Source organism: Achromobacter marplatensis (assembly GCF_049060505.1).
GTDB classification, from domain to species: domain Bacteria; phylum Pseudomonadota; class Gammaproteobacteria; order Burkholderiales; family Burkholderiaceae_B; genus Achromobacter; species Achromobacter marplatensis_A.
The window spans coordinates 297568-316237 of sequence record NZ_JBMGRB010000004.1 but is presented as its reverse complement, the minus strand read 5'-3'; the positions used below and the strand labels follow the sequence as shown (position 1 = coordinate 316237).

Genomic DNA, 18670 nt, shown 5'->3' with positions numbered 1-18670 from the left:
TTAGAACGGAATATCGTCGTCCATATCCGCCAGGTTGGCGCCGCTGCTGGCCGGAGCCGCTGCGGGAGCCGGGCGCTGTTGGGGCGCCGGGCGTTGCGCCGGGGCGCGTTGCTGTTGCGGACGCGACGGTGCGTCGTCGTAGCCGCCGCCACCGCCGAAGCTTGCGCCACCGCCGCCGCCGTCTTCGCGGCCGCCCAGCATTTGCATCTGGTCAGCCACCACTTCGGTGCTGTAGCGGTCAGCGCCGGTGTCCTTGTCTTGCCACTTGCGCGTCTTCAGGCGGCCCTCGATGTAGACAGAGCGGCCCTTCTTCAGATATTCGCCGGCGATTTCAGCCAGGCGGTTGTACATGACGACGCGGTGCCATTCGGTTTCTTCGCGCTTTTCGCCGCTGGCCTTGTCCTTCCAGGACGAAGTGGTGGCAATCGACATGTTGCAGATTGCCGCCCCGTCGGGGCTGTAGCGGACTTCCGGGTCGCGTCCCAGATTGCCCACGAGAATGACTTTGTTAACCGATGCCATGCCGTTGTCCCTCTGTTGTTGTCAGCCTGCGCCTGTGCGTTGCCGCGAGCGCGCCGGCAACAACATAAAAAGCGATGTTGAAGACCGGCTTCATGAAACACGCCGGTCATCGCAACGATGACCGGCGACGCCGGGTGAAGCCCTAATTTGGTACGTATTATCGACGAAAAGCGGCTGCCGCGCCAAACGCCATTGGTGACAAATCCGTCCAGCCCGGAAAACGAATTCGGGGCGGTTGGCCGGCGTAGACGGCACGATCGGCGACGGTTCCATGCAGTCGGGGACGCATCCCCGTGAAGTCATGCCAGAGGCCGAAGCGCCCAGGTCACGGCCAGCCAAATCGCGGACAGGACGGCGGCGCCGATGAAAACCGCGCTTGCGCCTGAATGCGATGCCAGCCATCCGCCCAGCGCGCCGCCCGCGAACAGGCCAGCCGCCTGGGCCGTGTTGTAGAAGCCCAGCGCCAGGCCTTTGTAGGCCTGCGGAGCCACGCGTGACACCAGCGACGGCTGCAGCGCTTCCAGCACGTTGAAGGCCACGAAGAATCCCGTCAGCGCGATGGCCAGCGTGTAGAAACCGTGACTGGCCGCCGGCAACAAGGCGCACACGACCACCAGGCCCGCCACGGCCGCGCGCAAGGCCCCCCGGTGGGCGCGACGCTTTTCCGCGACGAAAACCACGGGCACCATCAGCACGAACGACACCAGGATGACGGGCAGATAGACCTTCCAGAGTTCGCGCGCGTCCAGGCCGCCAACTTTAGCCAGCAGGGCCGGCACCACGACAAACAGCGACACCTGGATCAAATGCAGCACGAACACGCCAAAATTCAGGCGCAGCAGATCGCGGTGGGTCAGGACTTCACGCGCATTGGCCCCCTGCATGGTGCGGGCCTGCGTGCGTGGCACCACCGGCACGACAAAGCGCGCCACCGCCAGGCAGACGACGCCCAGACAGGCGATGGTCCAGAACAGGCCCGACAGGCCCCACCAGCCGACCAGCACGGGGGACAGGACGAGCGACACGGCAAACGACAGGCCGATCGACCCGCCCACCATGGCCATGGCGCGCGTGCGCACCTCGTCGCGGGTGGCGTCGGCCAGCCAGGCGGTCACGGCGGCGGAAATGGCGCCCGCCCCCTGGATGGCGCGCCCGATGGTGATCCAGTAGACGTCCGTCGCCTGGGCGCAGACGATGCTGCCGGCCACGAACAGCAGCAGGCCGAACAGCACGACCGGGCGCCGGCCCCAGCGGTCGGAGGCCAGCCCGAACGGGATCTGCATGAACGCCTGGGTCAGCCCGTACATGCCCAGCGCCAGGCCGACCCGGGCGGGATCGTTGCCGCCTGGCAACCCGGCGGCGGCCACGGCGAACACCGGCAACAACAGGAACAGCCCCAGCATCCGCGCGGCGAACAGGCCGGCCAGCGCGATGCTGGCGCGGCGCTCGGAAGGGGTCAATTTCAGTCTGGTATCTGCCGGCATGCGGAAATTTCAACAATGACAAGGGCGGGCGCGCGTGAATGTCACACGCTCACGGTCTGATCTAGCGGTGCCGCGCCGGCCCCGGTTCAGTCCAACTTGACGGACTACCCTGAACACGGGGGGATTCGGCGCGCTATAGTACCAAGTTGGCCTTTGAAACCGCTTAAAAGAGCCTATGGACGCCCGACCGACGTGACAATACGCATCCGGGGTGCACGCACCCACAATCTTAAGAACGTCTCGCTGGACCTGCCGCGCCACAAACTGGTGGTCGTAACCGGCCTGTCCGGTTCGGGCAAGTCGTCCCTGGCGTTCGATACGCTGTATGCGGAGGGCCAGCGACGTTACGTGGAAAGCCTGTCCGCGTATGCCCGCCAATTTCTCCAGCTGATGGACAAGCCGGACGTGGACCTGATCGAGGGCCTGTCGCCGGCCATCTCGATCGAACAGAAGGCCGCGGGGCACAATCCGCGCTCCACGGTCGGCACCATCACCGAGATCCACGACTACCTGCGCCTGCTGTACGCACGCGTGGGCACGCCCTACTGCCCCGACCACGGCCTGCCCCTGCAAGCACAAAGCGTCAGCCAGATGGTCGACGCGGTGCTGGGCTGGACGCCCGAGACGCGCCTGGCCGTGCTGGCGCCCATCGCACGCGGCAAGAAAGGCAGCTTCGAGGACGAATGCGCCAGCCTGCAAGCACAAGGCTACGTGCGGCTGCGCATCGACGGGCAACTGGTTGAGATCGACGGCATGGCGCCGTTGAAGAAAACCGAGAAGCACGATATCGACGTCGTCATCGACCGGCTGCGCATCAAGCCCGAAAGCAAACAACGCCTGGCGGAGAGCTTCGAAACCGCCTTGCAGCTGGCCGACGGCCGCGCGCTGGCGCTGGACATGGACAGCGAGCGCGAACAGGTCTTCTCCAGCCGCTACGCCTGCCCGGTGTGCAGCCACAGCCTGCCGGAGCTGGAACCGCGGCTGTTCAGCTTCAACAACCCGATGGGCGCCTGCCCCAGTTGCGACGGTATCGGCCAGGTGGGCTTCTTCGACCCCAAACGCGTCGTCGCCTTCCCGGAACTCAGCCTGGCCGCCGGCGCGATCCGCGGCTGGGACCGCCGCAATGCCTTCACGCATTCACTGCTGACCAGCCTGGCGGCGCACTACGAATTCGACATCGAAGCCCCTTTCGAAGAGCTGCCCGAAGCGCTTCGCGACAAGGTGCTGTACGGCTCCGGCGAAGAAGAAATCTCGTTCCTGTACCTGAACGAGAAAGGCCGCAGCACCGTCAAGCGGCACACGTTCGAAGGCGTGATCCCGAACCTGGAGCGCCGTTGGCGCGAAACGGATTCGGCCACCGTGCGCGAAGAGTTGGGCAAGTACCGCAATATCAAGACCTGCCCGGACTGCGCCGGCTCGCGGTTGCGCCCCGAAGCACGCAATGTGCTGATCGGCCACGATCCGCGCGGCGGCGAACGCCATGGCCAGGCCATCTATGAAGTCGAAGCCATGCCGCTGTCCGCGTGCCTGGCCTGGTTCCGCGACCTGAACCTGACCGGCTCCAAGCAAGAGATCGCGCAGCGCATCGTGCGTGAAATCGAAGCGCGGCTTAGTTTCCTGAACAACGTCGGCCTGAACTACCTGTCGCTGGACCGCAGCGCCGACACGATCTCGGGCGGCGAAGCGCAGCGCATCCGGCTGGCCAGCCAGATTGGATCGGGGCTGACCGGCGTGATGTACGTGCTGGACGAGCCCTCCATCGGCCTGCACCAGCGCGACAACGACCGCCTGATCGGCACCCTGCAGCACTTGCGCGACTTGGGCAACAGCGTCATCGTCGTCGAGCATGACGAAGACATGATACGCATGGCCGACTGGGTCGTGGACATGGGACCCGGCGCGGGCGAGCACGGCGGCGAAGTGGTGTCGCAAGGCGATCCCGACACCGTGCAGCGCGACCCGAATTCGCTGACGGGCCAGTACCTGAGCGGCGCGCGCGAGATCGCGATCCCGCCGCGCCGCCCGGTCAACGACGAACTGCCCTGGCTGACCCTGACCGGCGCCAGCGGCAACAACCTGAAAGACGTGGAGCTGCGCATCCCGGCCGGGCGGCTGGTCTGCGTGACGGGCGTGTCGGGATCCGGCAAGTCCACGCTTGTGAATGACACGCTGGCGGTCGCGGTATCGCGCCAGCTGCACCATGCGCAAAGCGAGCCCGCCCCCTACGTGTCCATGCAGGGGCTGGAGAACTTCGACAAGATCATCAGCGTGGACCAAAGCCCCATCGGGCGCACGCCGCGCAGCAATCCTGCCACCTACACGGGCCTGTTCACGCCCATCCGCGAACTGTTCGCCGGCGTGCCGGAAGCGCGCACGCGCGGGTACGATCCGGGCCGATTCAGCTTCAACGTCAAGGGCGGCCGCTGCGAGGCCTGCCAGGGCGACGGCGTGGTCAAAGTCGAAATGCACTTTCTGCCCGACATGTACGTGCCTTGCGACGTCTGCCACGGCAAGCGCTACAACCGCGAAACGCTCGAGATCCGGTACCGCGGCCGCAATATCAGCGAAGTGCTGGACCTGACGGTCGAGCAGGCGCTGGAGTATTTCGACTCCGTGCCGGCGATTTCCCGCAAGCTGCACACGTTGATCGACGTTGGTCTGTCTTATATTCGTCTGGGCCAAAGCGCGACCACGCTGTCGGGCGGCGAAGCGCAGCGCGTGAAGCTGTCCCTGGAGCTGTCGCGCCGCAGCACCGGGCGCACGCTGTACATCCTGGACGAGCCCACGACGGGCCTGCATTTCCGCGATATCGAGCTGCTGTTGCAAGTGCTGAACCAACTGGTCGATAGCGGCAATACCGTACTCATCATCGAACACAACCTGGACGTCATCAAGACGGCGGACTGGGTGATCGACATGGGTCCGGAAGGCGGCGACGGCGGCGGCTATGTGGTGGCGCAAGGCACGCCCGAAGACGTGGCGGCGGCAGAAGCCAGCCACACCGGGCAGTACCTGGGCAAGCTGCTGCGCCGCAATGCAGGACGATGACCCCGCCCATTGAAGCGAACAACCCCGGCCCCACTGCGTAAGGAAATACGGCATGTACACCTTGATCATCGGCAACAAGAATTACTCTTCGTGGTCTTTGCGCCCGTGGATCGCGCTGCGGGCCACGGGGGTTGCCTTCACCGAGCAAAAGCTGGGGTTCTTCACGGAAGCGTTCTCGCGCCAGGTGGGCGCGGTATCGCCCGCCGGCCTGGTGCCCGTGCTGCTGGACGGAGATTTCGCCGTCTGGGATTCGCTGGCCATCTGCGAGTACGTAGCCGAACAGCACCCCGACGCGCAGCTATGGCCTGAAGAGGCGAAGGCGCGCGCCCGTGCACGGTCGCTGGCGGCGCAGATGCACAGCGGGTTTTCGGCGATGCGCCAAGCCATGCCGATGAACGTCGAAGCCCATCTGCCCGGCATCGACCTGCCCGAAGCCGCCAGGCAGGACATCTCGCGCCTGCAATCCATCTGGCATGACACGCGGGCGGAATTCGGCCAGGGCGGCCCGTTCCTGTTCGGGGCCTTTTCGATCGCGGACGCCTTCTTCGCGCCGGTCGTGTCGCGCTTCACCACTTACGGCGTCGCGGCCGCCGGCTCCGTGCGCGACTACATGGACGCGGTGTTGGCGCTGCCCGCCATGCAGGAATGGATGCGCGATGCGCGCGCGGAAGCCACGTTCGTTCCCGAAGACGAGCCCTACCGCAAGCATCGCTAACGCGTTATCCCACCCGGTCAATCGTGCAGCCGCTGCGCCATGAACGCGCGCAGCAGCGCCATCGCGGGCGCTTCGGTCCGGCCGGTCAGCGTCACCAGCGCGAACAGCGCGTGGCTGCGCAGGGGTGGATCGCTGGGCAATTCGATCAGCTCGCCGGCCGCGATACCGGCGCGGGCCGCGCCCACGATCCCCAGAAACACCGCGTCGGAGACGCGCACCGCCTCAAGCAGGCTGCCGATCTCGTCGCAGCGCAGGCGCACCGACACGCGCGGGTCCGGCTCGATGCCGAAGTGTTCGATCAGGATCCGCTCGGTGTCGGCGGCAAGGAAGGTCGACGCCAGGGGATAGGCCGCGATCTCGGCGAAGCGCGGCGGCCGCGCGCGGCGGGCCAACGGATGCGCGCGGCGGCAGATGAAGCCGGCACGCATCTGCGAGACCGGTTCGATACGCAGATCCGCGGCAGGCGCGATGCCTCGGGTATCAACCACCAGCGCATCCAGGCGCCGTTCTCGCAGCAGCGCCAAATGCGCCTCTAGCGGCCCGCGCATAAGCTCCAGGTGCAATTGGGGATGGCGCTGCGCAACATGCGTCAGCAATGGCGTCATCAGCATCGCGCCAGGCCCCGAGCCCAGGCCGATGCTGATGGTCCCTTGGTCCCCGTGGGTCAAGAGTTCCGCGCTACGGCGCAATTCCGCCGATTCGAACAGGATTCGGCGCGCCCGGCCGGCCACGGTCAAACCGAACGGAGTCAATTCGGTGCGCTTTCCCATACGGTCAAGCAGCAACGCGCCCAGGTCTTCCTCTAGCAGGCGCACGCTGCGGCTCAGCGCCGATTGCGTCAGATGCAGGCGTTCGGCCGCGCGGCTGAATGAGCCCGCTTCGGCCACGGCCAACAGGTGTTCGAGCTGCTTGAGGTTCATGCCTTGCTATGAGTTTTTTTTCTAGCTTCCAGAATAACAATTCGTTAGACAACTAGCGAGGCCAGTCCCTAGCATGCGAATCACAATCACATCACAAGGGGAAACTCGTGAGCATGCTTTCCGTTTACCTGCGCCCGGCGGCGCGTGTCTTGGCGTTGGGCGCGGTGTTATTGCTGGCCCAGGGAGCCCAGGCGGCGGACTATCCCAGCCGGCCCGTCATGATGATGGTGCCCTACCCGGCCGGCGGCACGTCCGATGCCATTGCCCGCCTGGTGGCGCCCCCGGTATCGAAAACGCTGGGCCAACCCGTGCTGGTCGAGAACCTGGGCGGTGTCAGCGGCGCGCTGGGCGCGCAGAAAGTCCTGGCGGCCAAGTCCGACGGCTACTACCTGTTCCAGGGGTCACCCAACGAGCTGATCCTGTCTCCTATCGCCAACCCCGCGGTCAAACTCAAGAGCGAGGACTTCCGGCTGGTGCAGATGATCGGCATGGCGCCGCTGGTGATCGTGGCGCGCCGCGACCTGCCGGCCAACAGCGCCGACGACCTGGCCGCGCTGGCGCGATCGCGCTCGGCGTCGCAGCCGCTTACCTTCGGCAGCGTGGGCGTCGGTTCGCTTTACCACGTGCTGGGCGAACACCTGGCCCGCACGCTTGGCGCCACCATGGTCCATGTGCCCTACAAAGGCGGCGCGCCGCTGATGCAGGATATCGGCGGCGGTCAGGTCGATCTGGCCATCCTGCCGCTGTCGCAGCAGCAGATGGCCTTGGCTGAACAGGGCCGCGTCAAGCTGCTGGCCACGCTGGACCCGCAACGCAGCCAACTCCCCTCCCTGACCGCGGTGCCGTCCGTCAATGAAGGGCAACAGTTGAAGGGCTTTAACTTCACCACATGGACTGGCTATTTCGTAAAGCGCGACACCCCCGAAGACGTCGTCCTGCGCCTGCACGCGGCGCTTAACAACGCCATGCAGGACCCCGCCGTGAAGCGCGGGCTGGAATTCCAGAACATCAAGGTGTCGGAACCGATGGACGCGGACGCAGCGCAAGCGATGTACCGCGCCGAGACGAGCCGCTTCCGCGAGATCTCGCACCGCGTGGAATTGGCCGATAAACCCTGACCGCGGCACTTAACAACAAGGAACCACCCGCCATGCATCCGATTCTGCAGACCCTTACCGCCCAAGCCGACGCGTTCATCGCCATCCGGCGGGACATCCATCGCCATCCCGAGCTGGGCTTCCAGGAATTTCGCACCAGCGACCTGGTGGCGCAATGCCTGACGCAATGGGGCTATGACGTGGAACGCGGCTTGGGCGGCACAGGCGTCGTGGGGCAATTGCGCCGCGGCAACGGCGGCAAGCGCCTGGGGCTGCGCGCCGATATGGACGCGTTGCCCATCCAAGAGGCCACCGGCCTGCCACACGCCAGCGGCAACGATGGCGTCATGCATGCGTGTGGCCACGACGGCCACACCGCGATGCTGCTGGCGGCGGCCCACCACCTGGCCCGGCACGGCGACTTCGACGGCACGCTGAACCTGATCTTCCAGCCTGCGGAAGAAGGCCTGGGCGGCGCCAAGCGCATGATGGAAGACGGGCTCTTCGCGAAGTATCCCTGCGACGCCATCTTCGCCATGCACAACATGCCTGGCCACCCGCAAGGCCGCCTGCTGCTGCGCGATGGCCCCACCATGGCCTCGTCCGATAACGTCACCATCGTGCTGGAGGGCGTGGGCGGACACGGCGCGGTGCCGCATCGCGCCGCCGATCCCGTCGTCGCCGGCGCGGCGATCGTGATGGGATTGCAGAGCATCGTCGCCCGCAATATCGATCCCTTGCACATGGCGGTGATCACCGTCGGCGCGTTCAATGCCGGCCGCGCCAACAACGTCATCCCGCAGACCGCCACGCTGAAGCTCAGCGTGCGTGCGCTGGACCGCGACGTACGCGATACGCTGCAGGCGCGCATCACCGAGCTTGTCCACAATCAGGCTGCCAGCTACCAGGTGCAGGCAACGATCGACTATGGCCGCGGCTATCCGGTGCTGGTGAACACCCCGGCCGAAACCGATTTCGCGCGGCAGGTGGCGATAGAGCTCGTCGGCGCCGACAACGTGGATCCGCAGACGCGGCCGCTGACCGGCAGCGAAGACTTTGCCTTCATGCTGGAGGACGTGCCCGGTTCTTACCTGCTGGTGGGCAACGGCGACGGCTCGGCGGACGGCTTCAATAGCGGGCATGGCGCCTGCATGGTCCACAACCCCGGCTACGATTTCAACGACCACAGCCTGCCCGTGGGCGCGGCGTACTGGGTCTTGCTGACGCAGCGCTATCTGACGCGCTGACGCGTGCCCTGGCCGGCCTACGCCATCTGGAACAAGCGTTTGTGTTCGCGGATGGCGTAGCGGTCGGTCATGCCGGCGATGTAGTCGGAGATGGCGCGGGCCTGGTCATTGAAGGCCGGGCGACGGTAGTCCGGCGGCAGCAGGCGCGGGTCTTCCAGGAAGGCCGCGAACAGTTCGCGCACGATGCGGCGCGCCTTGGTGGTCATGCGCAACACTCGATAGTGCCGGTACAGGTTGTCGAACAGGAACTTCTTCAGCGCATCGGCCTCGCGGCGGATGTCGTCCGAAAAACCCGCTAGCGGCGGCGCGTGGCGCACATCGTCGACGCTGGCCGGCGCGGCGTCGCGGATGCGCGCCAGCGACGTTTGCGTCAGGTCCACGATCAGCGTGTTGATCATGCGGCGGATGGTCTCGGCCACCGCGCGGCGCGAGGCCAGGCCCGGATAGCGGTCCAGCACGTAAGCGTGGTGGCGTTCGAAAATTGAAACCTCTTGCAGCTGTTCCAGCGTGATCAGCCCGGAGCGCAGGCCGTCGTCGATGTCGTGGTTGTTGTAGGCCACCTCGTCCGCCAGGTTGGCCAGTTGCGCTTCCAGCGATGGCTGGGTGCGGTTCAGGAAGCGTTCGCCCACATCGCCCAGCTGGCGCGCATGCGCGGCCGAGCAGTGCTTCAGGATGCCTTCCCGCGTTTCAAAGCAGAGGTTCAAGCCATTGAAATCCGCATAGCGTTCTTCAAGCTCGTCGACCACGCGCAGGCTTTGCAGATTGTGCTCGAAGCCGCCCGCCTCGGGCGCCAGTTCCCGCATGCACGCGTTCAGTTCGTCCTGGCCGGCGTGGCCGAACGGGGTGTGGCCAAGATCGTGCGCCAGCGAGATGGCCTCGGTCAGGTCTTCGGACAACCCCAGGCTGCGGGCCAGCGTGCGGGCAATCTGCGCCACTTCCAGGCTGTGGGTCAGGCGGGTTCGGAACAGGTCGCCTTCGTGGTTCACGAAGACCTGCGTCTTGTATTCCAGGCGCCGAAAGGCGCTCGAATGCACGATGCGGTCGCGATCGCGCTGGAATTCCGTCCGATTTTCAGGGGATGGCTCGGCAAATTTCCGGCCGCGCGATTGAGACGGGTCGGATGCGTAGGAAGCCAGTTCTTTCATCTGCAACACCGTCTCCGGTCGCGGTTATTGGGTGGTGCGGGCCAGGACGGCGCGCACCGCGTCGTCCGGGGCAGCCTGCATGAAGGCTTCGCCGATGCGCGGCATGAGCACGTAGCGGATCGAGCCGCCCTCGGTCTTCTTGTCTACCTGCATCAGGTCCAGCCAGCGGTCGGCGCCCAGGTCGGGCGCCACCACGGGGCAGCCGATGGCCGCCACCAACGCGCGCACGCGGTCGACGTCGGCGCGGTCGAAGCCGGCCACGTCCACCGACAGTTCCGCCGCCTGCACCATGCCGCAACCGACCGCCTCGCCATGCAGCCAGGCGCCATAGCCCAGGCCGGATTCGATCGCGTGGCCAAAGGTATGGCCCAGGTTCAGGATGGCGCGCAGGCCGGACTCGCGTTCGTCCTTGCCCACCACCTGCGCCTTCAGTTCGCAGGAACGGCGGATGGCGTAGGCGACGGCCTGCGGGTCCAGGGCGCGCAGCTGCCGGACGTTGTCTTCGCACCAGGTCCAGAAAGCCGGGTCCAGGATCAGGCCGTACTTGATCACTTCAGCCAGGCCGGCGGACACTTCGCGCGCCGGCAAGGTGTTCAACACATCGGTATCGATTTCCACCGCCACCGGCTGGTAGAACGCGCCAATCATGTTCTTGCCCAGCGGATGGTTGACGGCGGTCTTGCCGCCCACCGACGAATCCACCTGGGCCAGCAGCGTCGTGGGCACTTGCAGGAAGCGCACGCCGCGCATGTACACCGCCGCCGCGAACCCCGTCATGTCGCCGATCACGCCGCCGCCCAGCGCCACCAGCACGCAGCGGCGGTCCAGGCGATGGGTCAGCAGGGCATCGAATATCAGGTTCAGCGACTGCCAGTCCTTGTAGACCTCGCCGTCGGGCAGTTCGATACGCAGCACCCGCTTGCCGGTGCGGGCCAACGCCGCCTCGGCGCGTTCGCCGTACAGCGCCGCCACGGTGGGGTTGGTCACGACCGCGATCGCGGTGGCGTCGGCGGGGATGCATTGGTCCAGGGCATCGATGCGGCCGGGGCCGATATGGATCGGATAGCTTCCGCCCGGGGTGTCGACGTCAACAACGTTCATATACGCTTCTCAAAGGCTTGTAATTGCGGCAGCAGCGCCTTGACCAGGGTGTGGATGGGCGTCGAGCCGGTTTCCACCACCAGATCGGCGACTTCCTTGTAGAGGGGCTCTCGCAGGGTCATGAGGTCCCGCAGGGTGCCGCGCGGGTCGGCGGTGGCCAGCAAGGGGCGGTTGCGGTCGCGGCAGGTCCGGCGGAACAATTCGTCCACGCTGGCCCGCAGGTAGACGACGATGCCACGTTCGTGCAGGCGCTGGCGGTTTTCCTCCGCCAGGATCGCGCCGCCTCCGGTGGCAAGAATAATGTTGCGCCGTTGGGTACACTCTTCCAAGGCGGCGGATTCACGGCGACGAAAACCGGTTTCGCCCTCGATTTCAAAGATTACCGGCACCCGCACGCCGCAACGCGCCTCGAGCTCATGATCCAGATCCATAAACTCGCGTCCCAACGCACGCGCCAGGCTCCGGCCGATGGTCGTTTTGCCCGCCCCCATCATTCCGACCAGGAAGACGGGCAGGTCGTGCGGCAACGACACGGTCTTGCCTGTGCACTCGACGGCGCAAGGCAGATTTTCAGGCCCCTCGTCGGAGGGCGCTGGGTCCGGATCAGCCTCCGGACATGAGTTGGCGGAAAAGTTCATGACGGCATTATCACATCTGCCGCCAGTTGCCCGCGCACCACATTGAACTATCTTGTTACAGAAACCGATCCCCCGCGCTAAGCCGGGCCCGGAGAGTCCCGTAAAATCGCCGCGATGAGCAAGCCCCAGAATTCCTCCAAGAAAGACAAGCCCGCCAAGAGCGGCTCCCCGATACTGCGATTCTTCGTGAAGGCCGGCATCTTCTGTGCCGGCCTGTTCCTGTGCGGCGTACTGCTGGCGGGGATGGCGTTGGCGCTGGCCTGGCCAAACCTGCCGGACCTGAACGCGATGACGGACTATCGCCCGCGGGTGCCGCTGCGCGTCTATACGGCGGACCGCGTCCTGATCGGCGAATTTGGCGAAGAACGCCGCAACGTGCTGCGCTTCAACGAAATTCCGGACGTCATGAAGTCCGCGGTGCTGGCGGCCGAAGACGACCGCTTCTACCAGCACGGCGGGATCGACTGGATGGGCGTGGCGCGTGCCGGCCTGACCAACCTGATCAACATGTCGAAGACGCAGGGTGCCAGCACGATCACGATGCAGGTGGCGCGTAACTTCTACCTGTCGTCGGAAAAGACCTATTCGCGCAAGTTCTATGAGCTGCTGCTGACGTTCAAGATCGAATCCGAGCTTACCAAGGACCAGATCCTTGAGCTCTACATGAACCAGATCTACCTGGGCCACCGCGCCTACGGTTTCGCCGCGGCGTCGCGCGCCTACTTCGGCAAGCCGTTGTCGGAAGTGACCCCGGCTGAAGCCGCCATGCTGGCCGGCATCCCGAAAGCCCCGTCGCGCTTCAATCCGATCTCGAACCGCCCCCGCGCCGAATTGCGCCAGCGCTACGTGCTGGGCCGCATGCAATCGCTGGGCTACCTGACCGAGCCCGAATACAAGCAGGCGATGGCGCAGCCGATCGTCATGAAATCGGCGGAAGGCACGCCGGCAGGCGGCTATTCCATCCACGGCGAGTACGTGGCCGAACTGGCCCGCCAGTTGCTGTACAACGTGTACCAGGACAACGTCTATTCGCGCGGTATCAACATCTACACCACCGTGCAGTCGAAGGACCAGGAAGCGGCTTACCGCGCCGTGCGCGAAGGCGTGCTGGAATACACGCGCCGCGCGCCCTACCCCGGCCCCGAAGAGCAGTTGGACCTGCCCCCGGGCACCGAGAACAATCCGGCCGCGCTGGACGAATTCCTGGACGGCGTGTTCGACAAGTTCAGCGACAGCGGCGACCTGCTGACCGCGCTGGTGCTGTCGGCCAGCCCGACCGAGGTGAAGCTGGCACGCAGCTCGCGCGAAATCATCACCGTCACCGACAAGAAGGTGCTGGGCGTCGTGGCCCGCGCGTTAAACGACAAGGCCAAGCCCGAACAGCGCATCAAGCGCGGTTCCGTCGTGTACATCCGCAAGTTCGGCGACAACTGGGAAATCATCAATCTGCCGTCGGTGCAGGCGGCGTTCGTGGCGCTGGCCCCGCAGGACGGCGCCATCCGCGCCATGGTGGGCGGCTTCGACTTCTATCGCGGCAACTTCAACCGCGTGACGCAGGCATGGCGCCAGCCGGGCTCGAACATCAAGCCCTTCATCTACGCGGCCTCGCTGGAGCGCGGCCTGACGCCGGCCACGCAGATTTCCGACCAGCCGTTCGAACTGACCGCCGCCCAGACGGGGTCCAAGGCCTGGAACCCCAAGAACTACGGCAACCAGTACGAGCCCATGCTGACCCTGCGCCAGGGCCTGTACAAGTCCAAGAACATGGTGTCGATCCGCATCCTGCAAGCCATCGGCCCGCAGTATGCGCAGGACTACCTGACCCGCTTCGGGTTCGACAAGGCCCGTCAACCGGCCGTGCTGCCGCTGGCGCTGGGCGCGGGCTCGGTCACGCCCCTGCAGCTGGCTGGCGCGTTCTCGGTATTCGCCAATGGCGGCTACCGCGTCACGCCCTACCTGATCGACCGCGTCACCGACAGCAACGGCAAGGTCATCATGCAATCCAAGCCGGTCGTGGCTGGCGACGCGGCCGCACGCGCCATCGATCCGCGCACCGCCTGGATCATGGACGACATCCTGCGTGGCGTGGCCACCTACGGCACCGCGGCACGCGCCCGGGCCCTGCTCAAGCGCAACGACATCGCCGGCAAGACGGGCACCACCAACGAATCCGTGGACGCCTGGTTCTCGGGCTACACACCGAACCTGGTGGCGACGTCTTGGCTGGGCTTTGACCAGCCCAAGTCGCTGGGTTCACGCGAGACCGGCGGCGGCGTCGCCATGCCGATCTGGGTCGACTACATGCAGGACGTGCTGAAGGGTGTGCCGGAAGAAAAGCCGCGCGCCCGGCCGGACGGCATCATCGTCGAAAACGGCGAGTTCTACTTCTCGGAATTCCCGCCTGGGCAGGCCGTGGCCCGCCTGGGGCTGGCGGAAGCCGACACGCTGGGAGAGTTCCTGCACGGCCTGGGCAGCAGCAACGAAGACACGAAGATCAAGGTTGCGCCAGGCGTCGGGACGCAAAACACCGCGCCCTGGTCGCAGAAGATCCCGTTCTAAAAAAATGGCCGGCCTTGATAGGCCGGCCTTTTTTTATTGGGGTGGCGAGGTTTACAGTTTCAGCGTCACGGGGACGCCTGCCGCGGCGGAGCAGATTTGGGACAAGGCGTCGGGCAGTTGCGGGCCGCCTCGGGTATCGTTCCAGTGTTGGCCGTCGTAGCGGTAGTGGAAGCCGCCGCTGCGCGCGGCCACCCACAGCTCCTGCATGGCGGCCTGGCTGTTCACCACGACGTGGGTATTGTCCTCGAACACCATCGTCAGCACGTTGCCGCTGCGGCTGGCTTCGACGTCAACGTCGAGCGACGCCGCCCAGTCATCGGCCTGGCTTTCGATGCTGTCCAGCACCTGGTCGATCAACGCAAGAAATTCGGTTTCGGTCATAATCGAGCCTGCAAGAATTACGGAGTTCCCAGTGTTCCAATTGGCATTCAGCCGCATGGCTCTTCGCATTGTAGCCACGCTCTTGGCCTCCGGCATGGTTGCGGCCTGCGGGTACAAGGGGCCTTTGTATATGCCGACGCCTGACGGCAAGCCGCCGTCGCGCACGCCGACGCAGACCGCGCCGCAAATTCCACCTGCGCCGACGATCCCATGACGCCCGCCTATCCCGCGCAGCCAGACCTGGCCGGCCATCCCTACTTCCAGTACCGCAATAACGTACTGTACGCCGAGGACGTGCCGCTGGACCATCTGGCGCATGGGCTAGGCACACCGCTGTACGTCTATTCGCGCGCCGCGCTGAAAGCCGCCTGGGAAACCTACCGCAGTGCGGTTGGGCTGCGCCCGGTGCTGGTCTGTTACGGCATGAAGGCCAATTCCAACTTGGCGGTGCTGAAGGAATTCGCGCGCCTGGGCGCCGGCTTCGACATCGTGTCTGGCGGCGAGCTCAAACGCGCGCTGGCCGCGGGCGCCGACCCGTCCAAGATCGTATTTTCGGGCGTGGGAAAGCAGGCCTGGGAAATGCGCGACGCACTCACGGCCCAAGTGAAGTGCTTTAACGTCGAATCCGTGGCGGAATTGCACCGCCTGTCGGAAGTGGCCGAAGACATGGGCCTGCGGGCCCCGGTGTCGCTACGGGTCAACCCGGATGTCGACGCGCAGACGCACCCCTATATCTCCACCGGCCTGAAAGAAAACAAGTTTGGCATCGCCATCGACGCGGCGCTGGACGCCTATCGCACGGCGCGATCCTTGCCGGGCCTGGACATCGTGGGCGTCGATTGCCATATCGGCTCGCAGCTGACTGACATCAGCCCCTATTTCGACGCGCTGGAAAAGCTGCTGGACCTGATCGACACGCTCGGCCGGGAAGGCATCCAGATCGCGCACCTGGACCTGGGCGGCGGCCTGGGCATCCGCTATGCGGACGAGACACCGCCTTCGCCCATGTCCCTGCTTGACCGCGTCTTTGAACGGCTGAACGCACGCGGCCACGGGCACCTGCATGTGGTGCTTGAACCCGGCCGCTCGCTGGTCGGCAACGCCGGCGTGCTGCTGACCACGGTCCAATACCTGAAGCATGCCGACGCGCGCAACTTCGCCATCGTCGATGCGGCGATGAACGACCTGCTGCGTCCGGCGCTGTACGACGCGTTCCACGGCGTGCGGGCCCTGCGGCCACGCGCGGACGAACCCACCGACTACGACATCGTCGGCCCGGTCTGCGAAAGCGCCGATTGGCTGGCTCGGCAGCGCCCCCTGGCGATCCAGCAGGGCGACGTGCTGGCGGTGGAATCGGCCGGCGCCTATGCCATGGCCATGGCCAGCAATTACAACGCGCGCGTCCGCCCGGCCGAAGTCATGGTCGATGGCGACAAGTACTACGTGGTGCGCCAGCGGGAAACGCTGGACGACCTGCTCAAGGGCGAGTCCACGCTGCCTTGAGCCGGCTCCCGCCGGACAGCGGCCGCGTCAGGCAGCCCATGCGCGCTTTCCCGTCTGTTCACTTGAACTCGTGCGAAATGACGGCGGGCCGGTTCGGCGCGACGCTCAGCGTCATGCTGTGCTCTCCCGCCGACGCGTTGCGCACCGTCACCTGGTAGCGGCCCGGCGCCAGGGAAAGCTCCCGCAGCGGCGGGCTTACCCCGCGTGAACGGCCATTGACCAGCACCTCGCCCCACGGACGCACCGCCACGCGGACCACCACGGGCGCGGCTTTGGGTGGCGTCGGCGGCACCGCAGCCGATGGCGGGGGCATATCGGAGGTGCCGGCTGCGGCGGCCGGACCAGCGCCCGGCGGGCCGGCTTCGGAGGGGGGTTCGGGAGCGGGTTCAGGGCTGGAGCTGGCTTCAGCGATCGGCTCGGCGACGGATGCGACGGGCGCGACGGCAGCCGGCGCAGGCGCCGCAGCGACAGGAGGCGTGGTGGGAGGCGTCGTTTGAGGCGCAGCCTGGGGCGCAGCCTGGGGCGCAGTCTGAGGCGCAGTCTGAGGCAAGCCCTGCGGCGACGCTTCGGGTCCGACAGGAGGCGCGGCGGGAGGCACCTCCGGCGCTCGTGCGGGAGACGGGGACGATGTCTGCGGCGTACCGGCCAATTGCACGGGCGGCGTCGTCATTCGGACCCACGCATAGCCTCCACCGGCCAGCAGCAGGGCAAACATCACCAGCATCAACGGCGACATGCGCCGACGACGAACCGGGATTTCCGGCGGCGCCTGTGTCAACACACCAGCCGTGGAACGCGCCAGTGCGTCGTCATCGGCAGGACGCCCGTCCGTCGGCGATGCCGCGAGGGGGATGAAGGCGGGTTCGTCCGTGGGCGTGGGCTCAAGCTCAAACTCAGGCTCAGGCTCACGCTCAGGCCCGGGCTCTGGCCCAGGCCCAGGCCCAGGCTCCGGCTCAGGTGCGGACATGAGCGTGGCCGTGCGCTCCGCTGCCTGCAATGCCCCCATCGCCGCGGCAAACGCCGCCACGGTCGCGGGCCGGGCGTGCGCGGGCATCGCCAGGCCGCTGTCGACCGCGTCGCAGAATGCCTTGCCGTAGGCGTCTCCGCCCCAATCCGCCAGCGGCACGTAGTCGTCGCGCACACGACGCGCCAGCGCGCTGGACGGCGCGCTGCCGGTCGCCAGGAAATAGGCCAGCGCCGCCACGCCATAAACGTCCGTCCAGGGGCCGCAGGGATAGGCCGGGTCATCCGTGTATTGCTCGAACGCCGCGTAGCCGGCTTGCCGGGGCGCGTCTTCCGCGTCGGGCGCCGGTGCGACGGGCGGCGTCGCCAGAACGGCCTCGCGCGACGGGTCACCGCCCACGGCAGCCGGACAAATGCCGCCGTGCACCTGCCCCGCCTCGTGCAGGGCCGCCAGCGGCGCGGCCAGGCCGGCAACGATCCGGGTGATCGCCGCTTGCCGTGCCGGGCCCGGCGGCAGGCGGATAAGCGCTTCCAGACCCGGCTCGCCGGGGGCGGCGGGGGCGGTGATGTGCGGGTCCGGCGGCACTGCAGAAGGGCTGGACATGTGCGGTCCTCCGGGATCGAAAAGGGTCATGGCCGCCACGTGGGCAGCGACGAGAACAGGCGGGCGAACAAGGTGGCATTCAACGCGCCACCATGGACATAGGTCTGCAACGCCGCGCCGTCGGCCTGATTGGTCCACCAATAGCTGGTGTGCGAGCTGGGATTGAAACAAAACGGCAGATCCGGCCACGCGCCCAAGGCGCGGCGTGCCACGGGCGCCGTATCCGGCTCCCGCCCGGCACGCAGGATGTCCATGATGTCGTTGCCCGCTGGCGGGGCGGCCTGGCGTGGCGCGGCGGGCGGCATGCGCACCTGCTGCAGGCTGCGGTCGAACTGTTCGGGCGCGCAGCCATGGCGCACCGCGGCCAGCATGCTGGCGCCCACCTGGCGGTAGTAGTCGCTGGCGCCGTCCAGGATGCTGCTGTGATATTGCGCGGGCGGCAATGCCACGACCACGCAGAGGGGATAGCCGCGCCCCACCCGGTCACGGCTGGGCGTTATGCAGCCCAATTGCGCCACGCCCGCGCCGGGCCCGGCCGGAATCGCGAAATTCCAGATGGGCGCGGACGCGAAACTGCGCGCCGCGGCGGCGTCGGGCGCCTGCTTAAGCGCCATCAGCCCGAATTGCAGCCAGCGGTCCCACCACGCGATCAGTTCACGCGGCAAGCGCCGATGCACGAAATCGCCTGCGGCCGGGATCTTGCCATACCAGCCTACCTGTCCGAACGCTACGCCTAGCTCCAT

The 18670-nt window shown here is 66.4% G+C and carries 16 protein-coding genes; 7 read left to right on the top strand and 9 right to left on the bottom strand.

Annotated features, from left to right (window positions below; all coding sequences use genetic code 11):
* Both ssb and ACI0FO_RS12525 read right to left on the bottom strand, forming a co-directional pair.
* The gene (gene ssb, locus ACI0FO_RS12530; RefSeq protein WP_169273366.1) at positions 1 to 522 is read right to left on the bottom strand and encodes a single-stranded DNA-binding protein; all 522 of its coding nucleotides are present in this window, start codon (positions 520 to 522) and stop codon (positions 1 to 3) included.
* A gap of 299 nt (positions 523 to 821) precedes the next feature.
* The gene (locus ACI0FO_RS12525) at positions 822 to 2006 is read right to left on the bottom strand and encodes an MFS transporter (protein WP_416027038.1); all 1185 of its coding nucleotides are present in this window, start codon (positions 2004 to 2006) and stop codon (positions 822 to 824) included.
* A gap of 192 nt (positions 2007 to 2198) precedes the next feature.
* On the opposite strand from ACI0FO_RS12525, the gene uvrA reads away from it, so the two are divergent.
* Both uvrA and ACI0FO_RS12515 read left to right on the top strand, forming a co-directional pair.
* Positions 2199 to 5054, top strand: coding sequence for an excinuclease ABC subunit UvrA (gene uvrA, locus ACI0FO_RS12520; RefSeq protein ID WP_416027036.1), 2856 nt, complete (start codon positions 2199 to 2201; stop codon positions 5052 to 5054).
* Positions 5055 to 5106: 52 nt separating this feature from the next.
* Positions 5107 to 5769 (top strand): glutathione S-transferase N-terminal domain-containing protein, encoded by a 663-nt coding sequence (locus tag ACI0FO_RS12515; protein ID WP_416027034.1) that lies wholly within the window; start codon positions 5107 to 5109, stop codon positions 5767 to 5769.
* A 17-nt stretch (positions 5770 to 5786) separates the two neighbouring features.
* On the opposite strand, the gene ACI0FO_RS12510 is transcribed toward ACI0FO_RS12515, so the two are convergent.
* A complete protein-coding gene (locus ACI0FO_RS12510; protein WP_416027032.1) occupies positions 5787 to 6689 on the bottom strand; it encodes a LysR substrate-binding domain-containing protein in 903 nt (300 codons plus the stop codon).
* A gap of 113 nt (positions 6690 to 6802) precedes the next feature.
* Here ACI0FO_RS12510 and ACI0FO_RS12505 point away from each other — a divergent pair, with 113 nt between their 5' ends.
* On the top strand, positions 6803 to 7807 hold the full coding sequence (locus tag ACI0FO_RS12505; RefSeq protein WP_416027408.1) for a tripartite tricarboxylate transporter substrate binding protein: 1005 nt from the start codon (positions 6803 to 6805) through the stop codon (positions 7805 to 7807).
* Positions 7808 to 7839: 32 nt separating this feature from the next.
* A complete protein-coding gene (locus ACI0FO_RS12500; RefSeq protein ID WP_416027030.1) occupies positions 7840 to 9033 on the top strand; it encodes a M20 aminoacylase family protein in 1194 nt (397 codons plus the stop codon).
* A 17-nt stretch (positions 9034 to 9050) separates the two neighbouring features.
* On the opposite strand, the gene ACI0FO_RS12495 is transcribed toward ACI0FO_RS12500, so the two are convergent.
* Genes ACI0FO_RS12495 through ACI0FO_RS12485 form a run of 3 tightly spaced genes read right to left on the bottom strand, consistent with a single transcriptional unit; the run spans position 9051 to position 11917 of the window.
* Positions 9051 to 10178, bottom strand: a complete 1128-nt coding sequence (locus ACI0FO_RS12495) for a deoxyguanosinetriphosphate triphosphohydrolase (RefSeq protein WP_416027028.1) — start codon at positions 10176 to 10178, stop codon at positions 9051 to 9053.
* Positions 10179 to 10202: 24 nt separating this feature from the next.
* Entirely contained in the window at positions 10203 to 11279 is a 1077-nt protein-coding gene (aroB, locus tag ACI0FO_RS12490; RefSeq protein WP_416027026.1) for a 3-dehydroquinate synthase, read from the bottom strand.
* On the bottom strand, positions 11276 to 11917 hold the full coding sequence (locus ACI0FO_RS12485; RefSeq protein WP_416027024.1) for a shikimate kinase: 642 nt from the start codon (positions 11915 to 11917) through the stop codon (positions 11276 to 11278). The genes aroB and ACI0FO_RS12485 overlap by 4 nt, the downstream gene beginning before the upstream one ends.
* Positions 11918 to 12031: 114 nt before the next feature.
* Between ACI0FO_RS12485 and ACI0FO_RS12480 the strand changes: the two genes are divergently transcribed.
* Positions 12032 to 14476 carry a penicillin-binding protein 1A gene (locus ACI0FO_RS12480; protein WP_105555743.1) on the top strand — a complete coding sequence of 815 codons (2445 nt, stop codon included), beginning with the start codon at positions 12032 to 12034 and terminating at the stop codon, positions 14474 to 14476.
* A 51-nt stretch (positions 14477 to 14527) separates the two neighbouring features.
* Here the strand turns inward: ACI0FO_RS12480 and cyaY are convergent, their stop codons facing one another.
* Positions 14528 to 14857, bottom strand: coding sequence for an iron donor protein CyaY (gene cyaY, locus ACI0FO_RS12475; RefSeq protein ID WP_105555742.1), 330 nt, complete (start codon positions 14855 to 14857; stop codon positions 14528 to 14530).
* On the opposite strand from cyaY, the gene lptM reads away from it, so the two are divergent.
* Together lptM and lysA are read left to right on the top strand one after the other, a co-directional pair.
* Positions 14808 to 15071 carry an LPS translocon maturation chaperone LptM gene (gene lptM, locus ACI0FO_RS12470; RefSeq protein ID WP_416027021.1) on the top strand — a complete coding sequence of 88 codons (264 nt, stop codon included), beginning with the start codon at positions 14808 to 14810 and terminating at the stop codon, positions 15069 to 15071. The two genes, cyaY and lptM, sit on opposite strands and share 50 nt — an antisense overlap.
* Positions 15068 to 16360: a diaminopimelate decarboxylase gene (gene lysA, locus ACI0FO_RS12465; protein WP_416027019.1), complete on the top strand. Its 1293-nt coding sequence runs from the start codon at positions 15068 to 15070 to the stop codon at positions 16358 to 16360. The genes lptM and lysA overlap by 4 nt, the downstream gene beginning before the upstream one ends.
* 58 nt (positions 16361 to 16418) lie before the next feature.
* On the opposite strand, the gene ACI0FO_RS12460 is transcribed toward lysA, so the two are convergent.
* On the bottom strand, positions 16419 to 17927 hold the full coding sequence (locus ACI0FO_RS12460) for a hypothetical protein (RefSeq protein WP_416027017.1): 1509 nt from the start codon (positions 17925 to 17927) through the stop codon (positions 16419 to 16421).
* Positions 17928 to 17953: 26 nt separating this feature from the next.
* Positions 17954 to 18670 (bottom strand): type VI secretion system-associated protein TagF, encoded by a 717-nt coding sequence (tagF, locus tag ACI0FO_RS12455; RefSeq protein WP_416027015.1) that lies wholly within the window; start codon positions 18668 to 18670, stop codon positions 17954 to 17956.

What these genes read in the sequence shown, in the direction of transcription:
- ssb (WP_169273366.1), bottom strand. Translation starts at nt 522, where the DNA reads ATGGCATCGGTTAACAAAGTCATTCTCGTGGGCAATCTGGGACGCGAC.
- ACI0FO_RS12525 (WP_416027038.1), bottom strand. Translation starts at nt 2,006, where the DNA reads ATGCCGGCAGATACCAGACTGAAATTGACCCCTTCCGAGCGCCGCGCC.
- ACI0FO_RS12515 (WP_416027034.1), top strand. Translation starts at nt 5,107, where the DNA reads ATGTACACCTTGATCATCGGCAACAAGAATTACTCTTCGTGGTCTTTG.
- ACI0FO_RS12510 (WP_416027032.1), bottom strand. Translation starts at nt 6,689, where the DNA reads ATGAACCTCAAGCAGCTCGAACACCTGTTGGCCGTGGCCGAAGCGGGC.
- ACI0FO_RS12505 (WP_416027408.1), top strand. Translation starts at nt 6,803, where the DNA reads ATGCTTTCCGTTTACCTGCGCCCGGCGGCGCGTGTCTTGGCGTTGGGC.
- ACI0FO_RS12500 (WP_416027030.1), top strand. Translation starts at nt 7,840, where the DNA reads ATGCATCCGATTCTGCAGACCCTTACCGCCCAAGCCGACGCGTTCATC.
- ACI0FO_RS12495 (WP_416027028.1), bottom strand. Translation starts at nt 10,178, where the DNA reads ATGAAAGAACTGGCTTCCTACGCATCCGACCCGTCTCAATCGCGCGGC.
- aroB (WP_416027026.1), bottom strand. Translation starts at nt 11,279, where the DNA reads ATGAACGTTGTTGACGTCGACACCCCGGGCGGAAGCTATCCGATCCAT.
- ACI0FO_RS12485 (WP_416027024.1), bottom strand. Translation starts at nt 11,917, where the DNA reads ATGAACTTTTCCGCCAACTCATGTCCGGAGGCTGATCCGGACCCAGCG.
- ACI0FO_RS12480 (WP_105555743.1), top strand. Translation starts at nt 12,032, where the DNA reads ATGAGCAAGCCCCAGAATTCCTCCAAGAAAGACAAGCCCGCCAAGAGC.
- lptM (WP_416027021.1), top strand. Translation starts at nt 14,808, where the DNA reads ATGCTGTCCAGCACCTGGTCGATCAACGCAAGAAATTCGGTTTCGGTC.
- cyaY (WP_105555742.1), bottom strand. Translation starts at nt 14,857, where the DNA reads ATGACCGAAACCGAATTTCTTGCGTTGATCGACCAGGTGCTGGACAGC.
- lysA (WP_416027019.1), top strand. Translation starts at nt 15,068, where the DNA reads ATGACGCCCGCCTATCCCGCGCAGCCAGACCTGGCCGGCCATCCCTAC.
- ACI0FO_RS12460 (WP_416027017.1), bottom strand. Translation starts at nt 17,927, where the DNA reads ATGTCCAGCCCTTCTGCAGTGCCGCCGGACCCGCACATCACCGCCCCC.
- tagF (WP_416027015.1), bottom strand. Translation starts at nt 18,670, where the DNA reads ATGGAGCTAGGCGTAGCGTTCGGACAGGTAGGCTGGTATGGCAAGATC.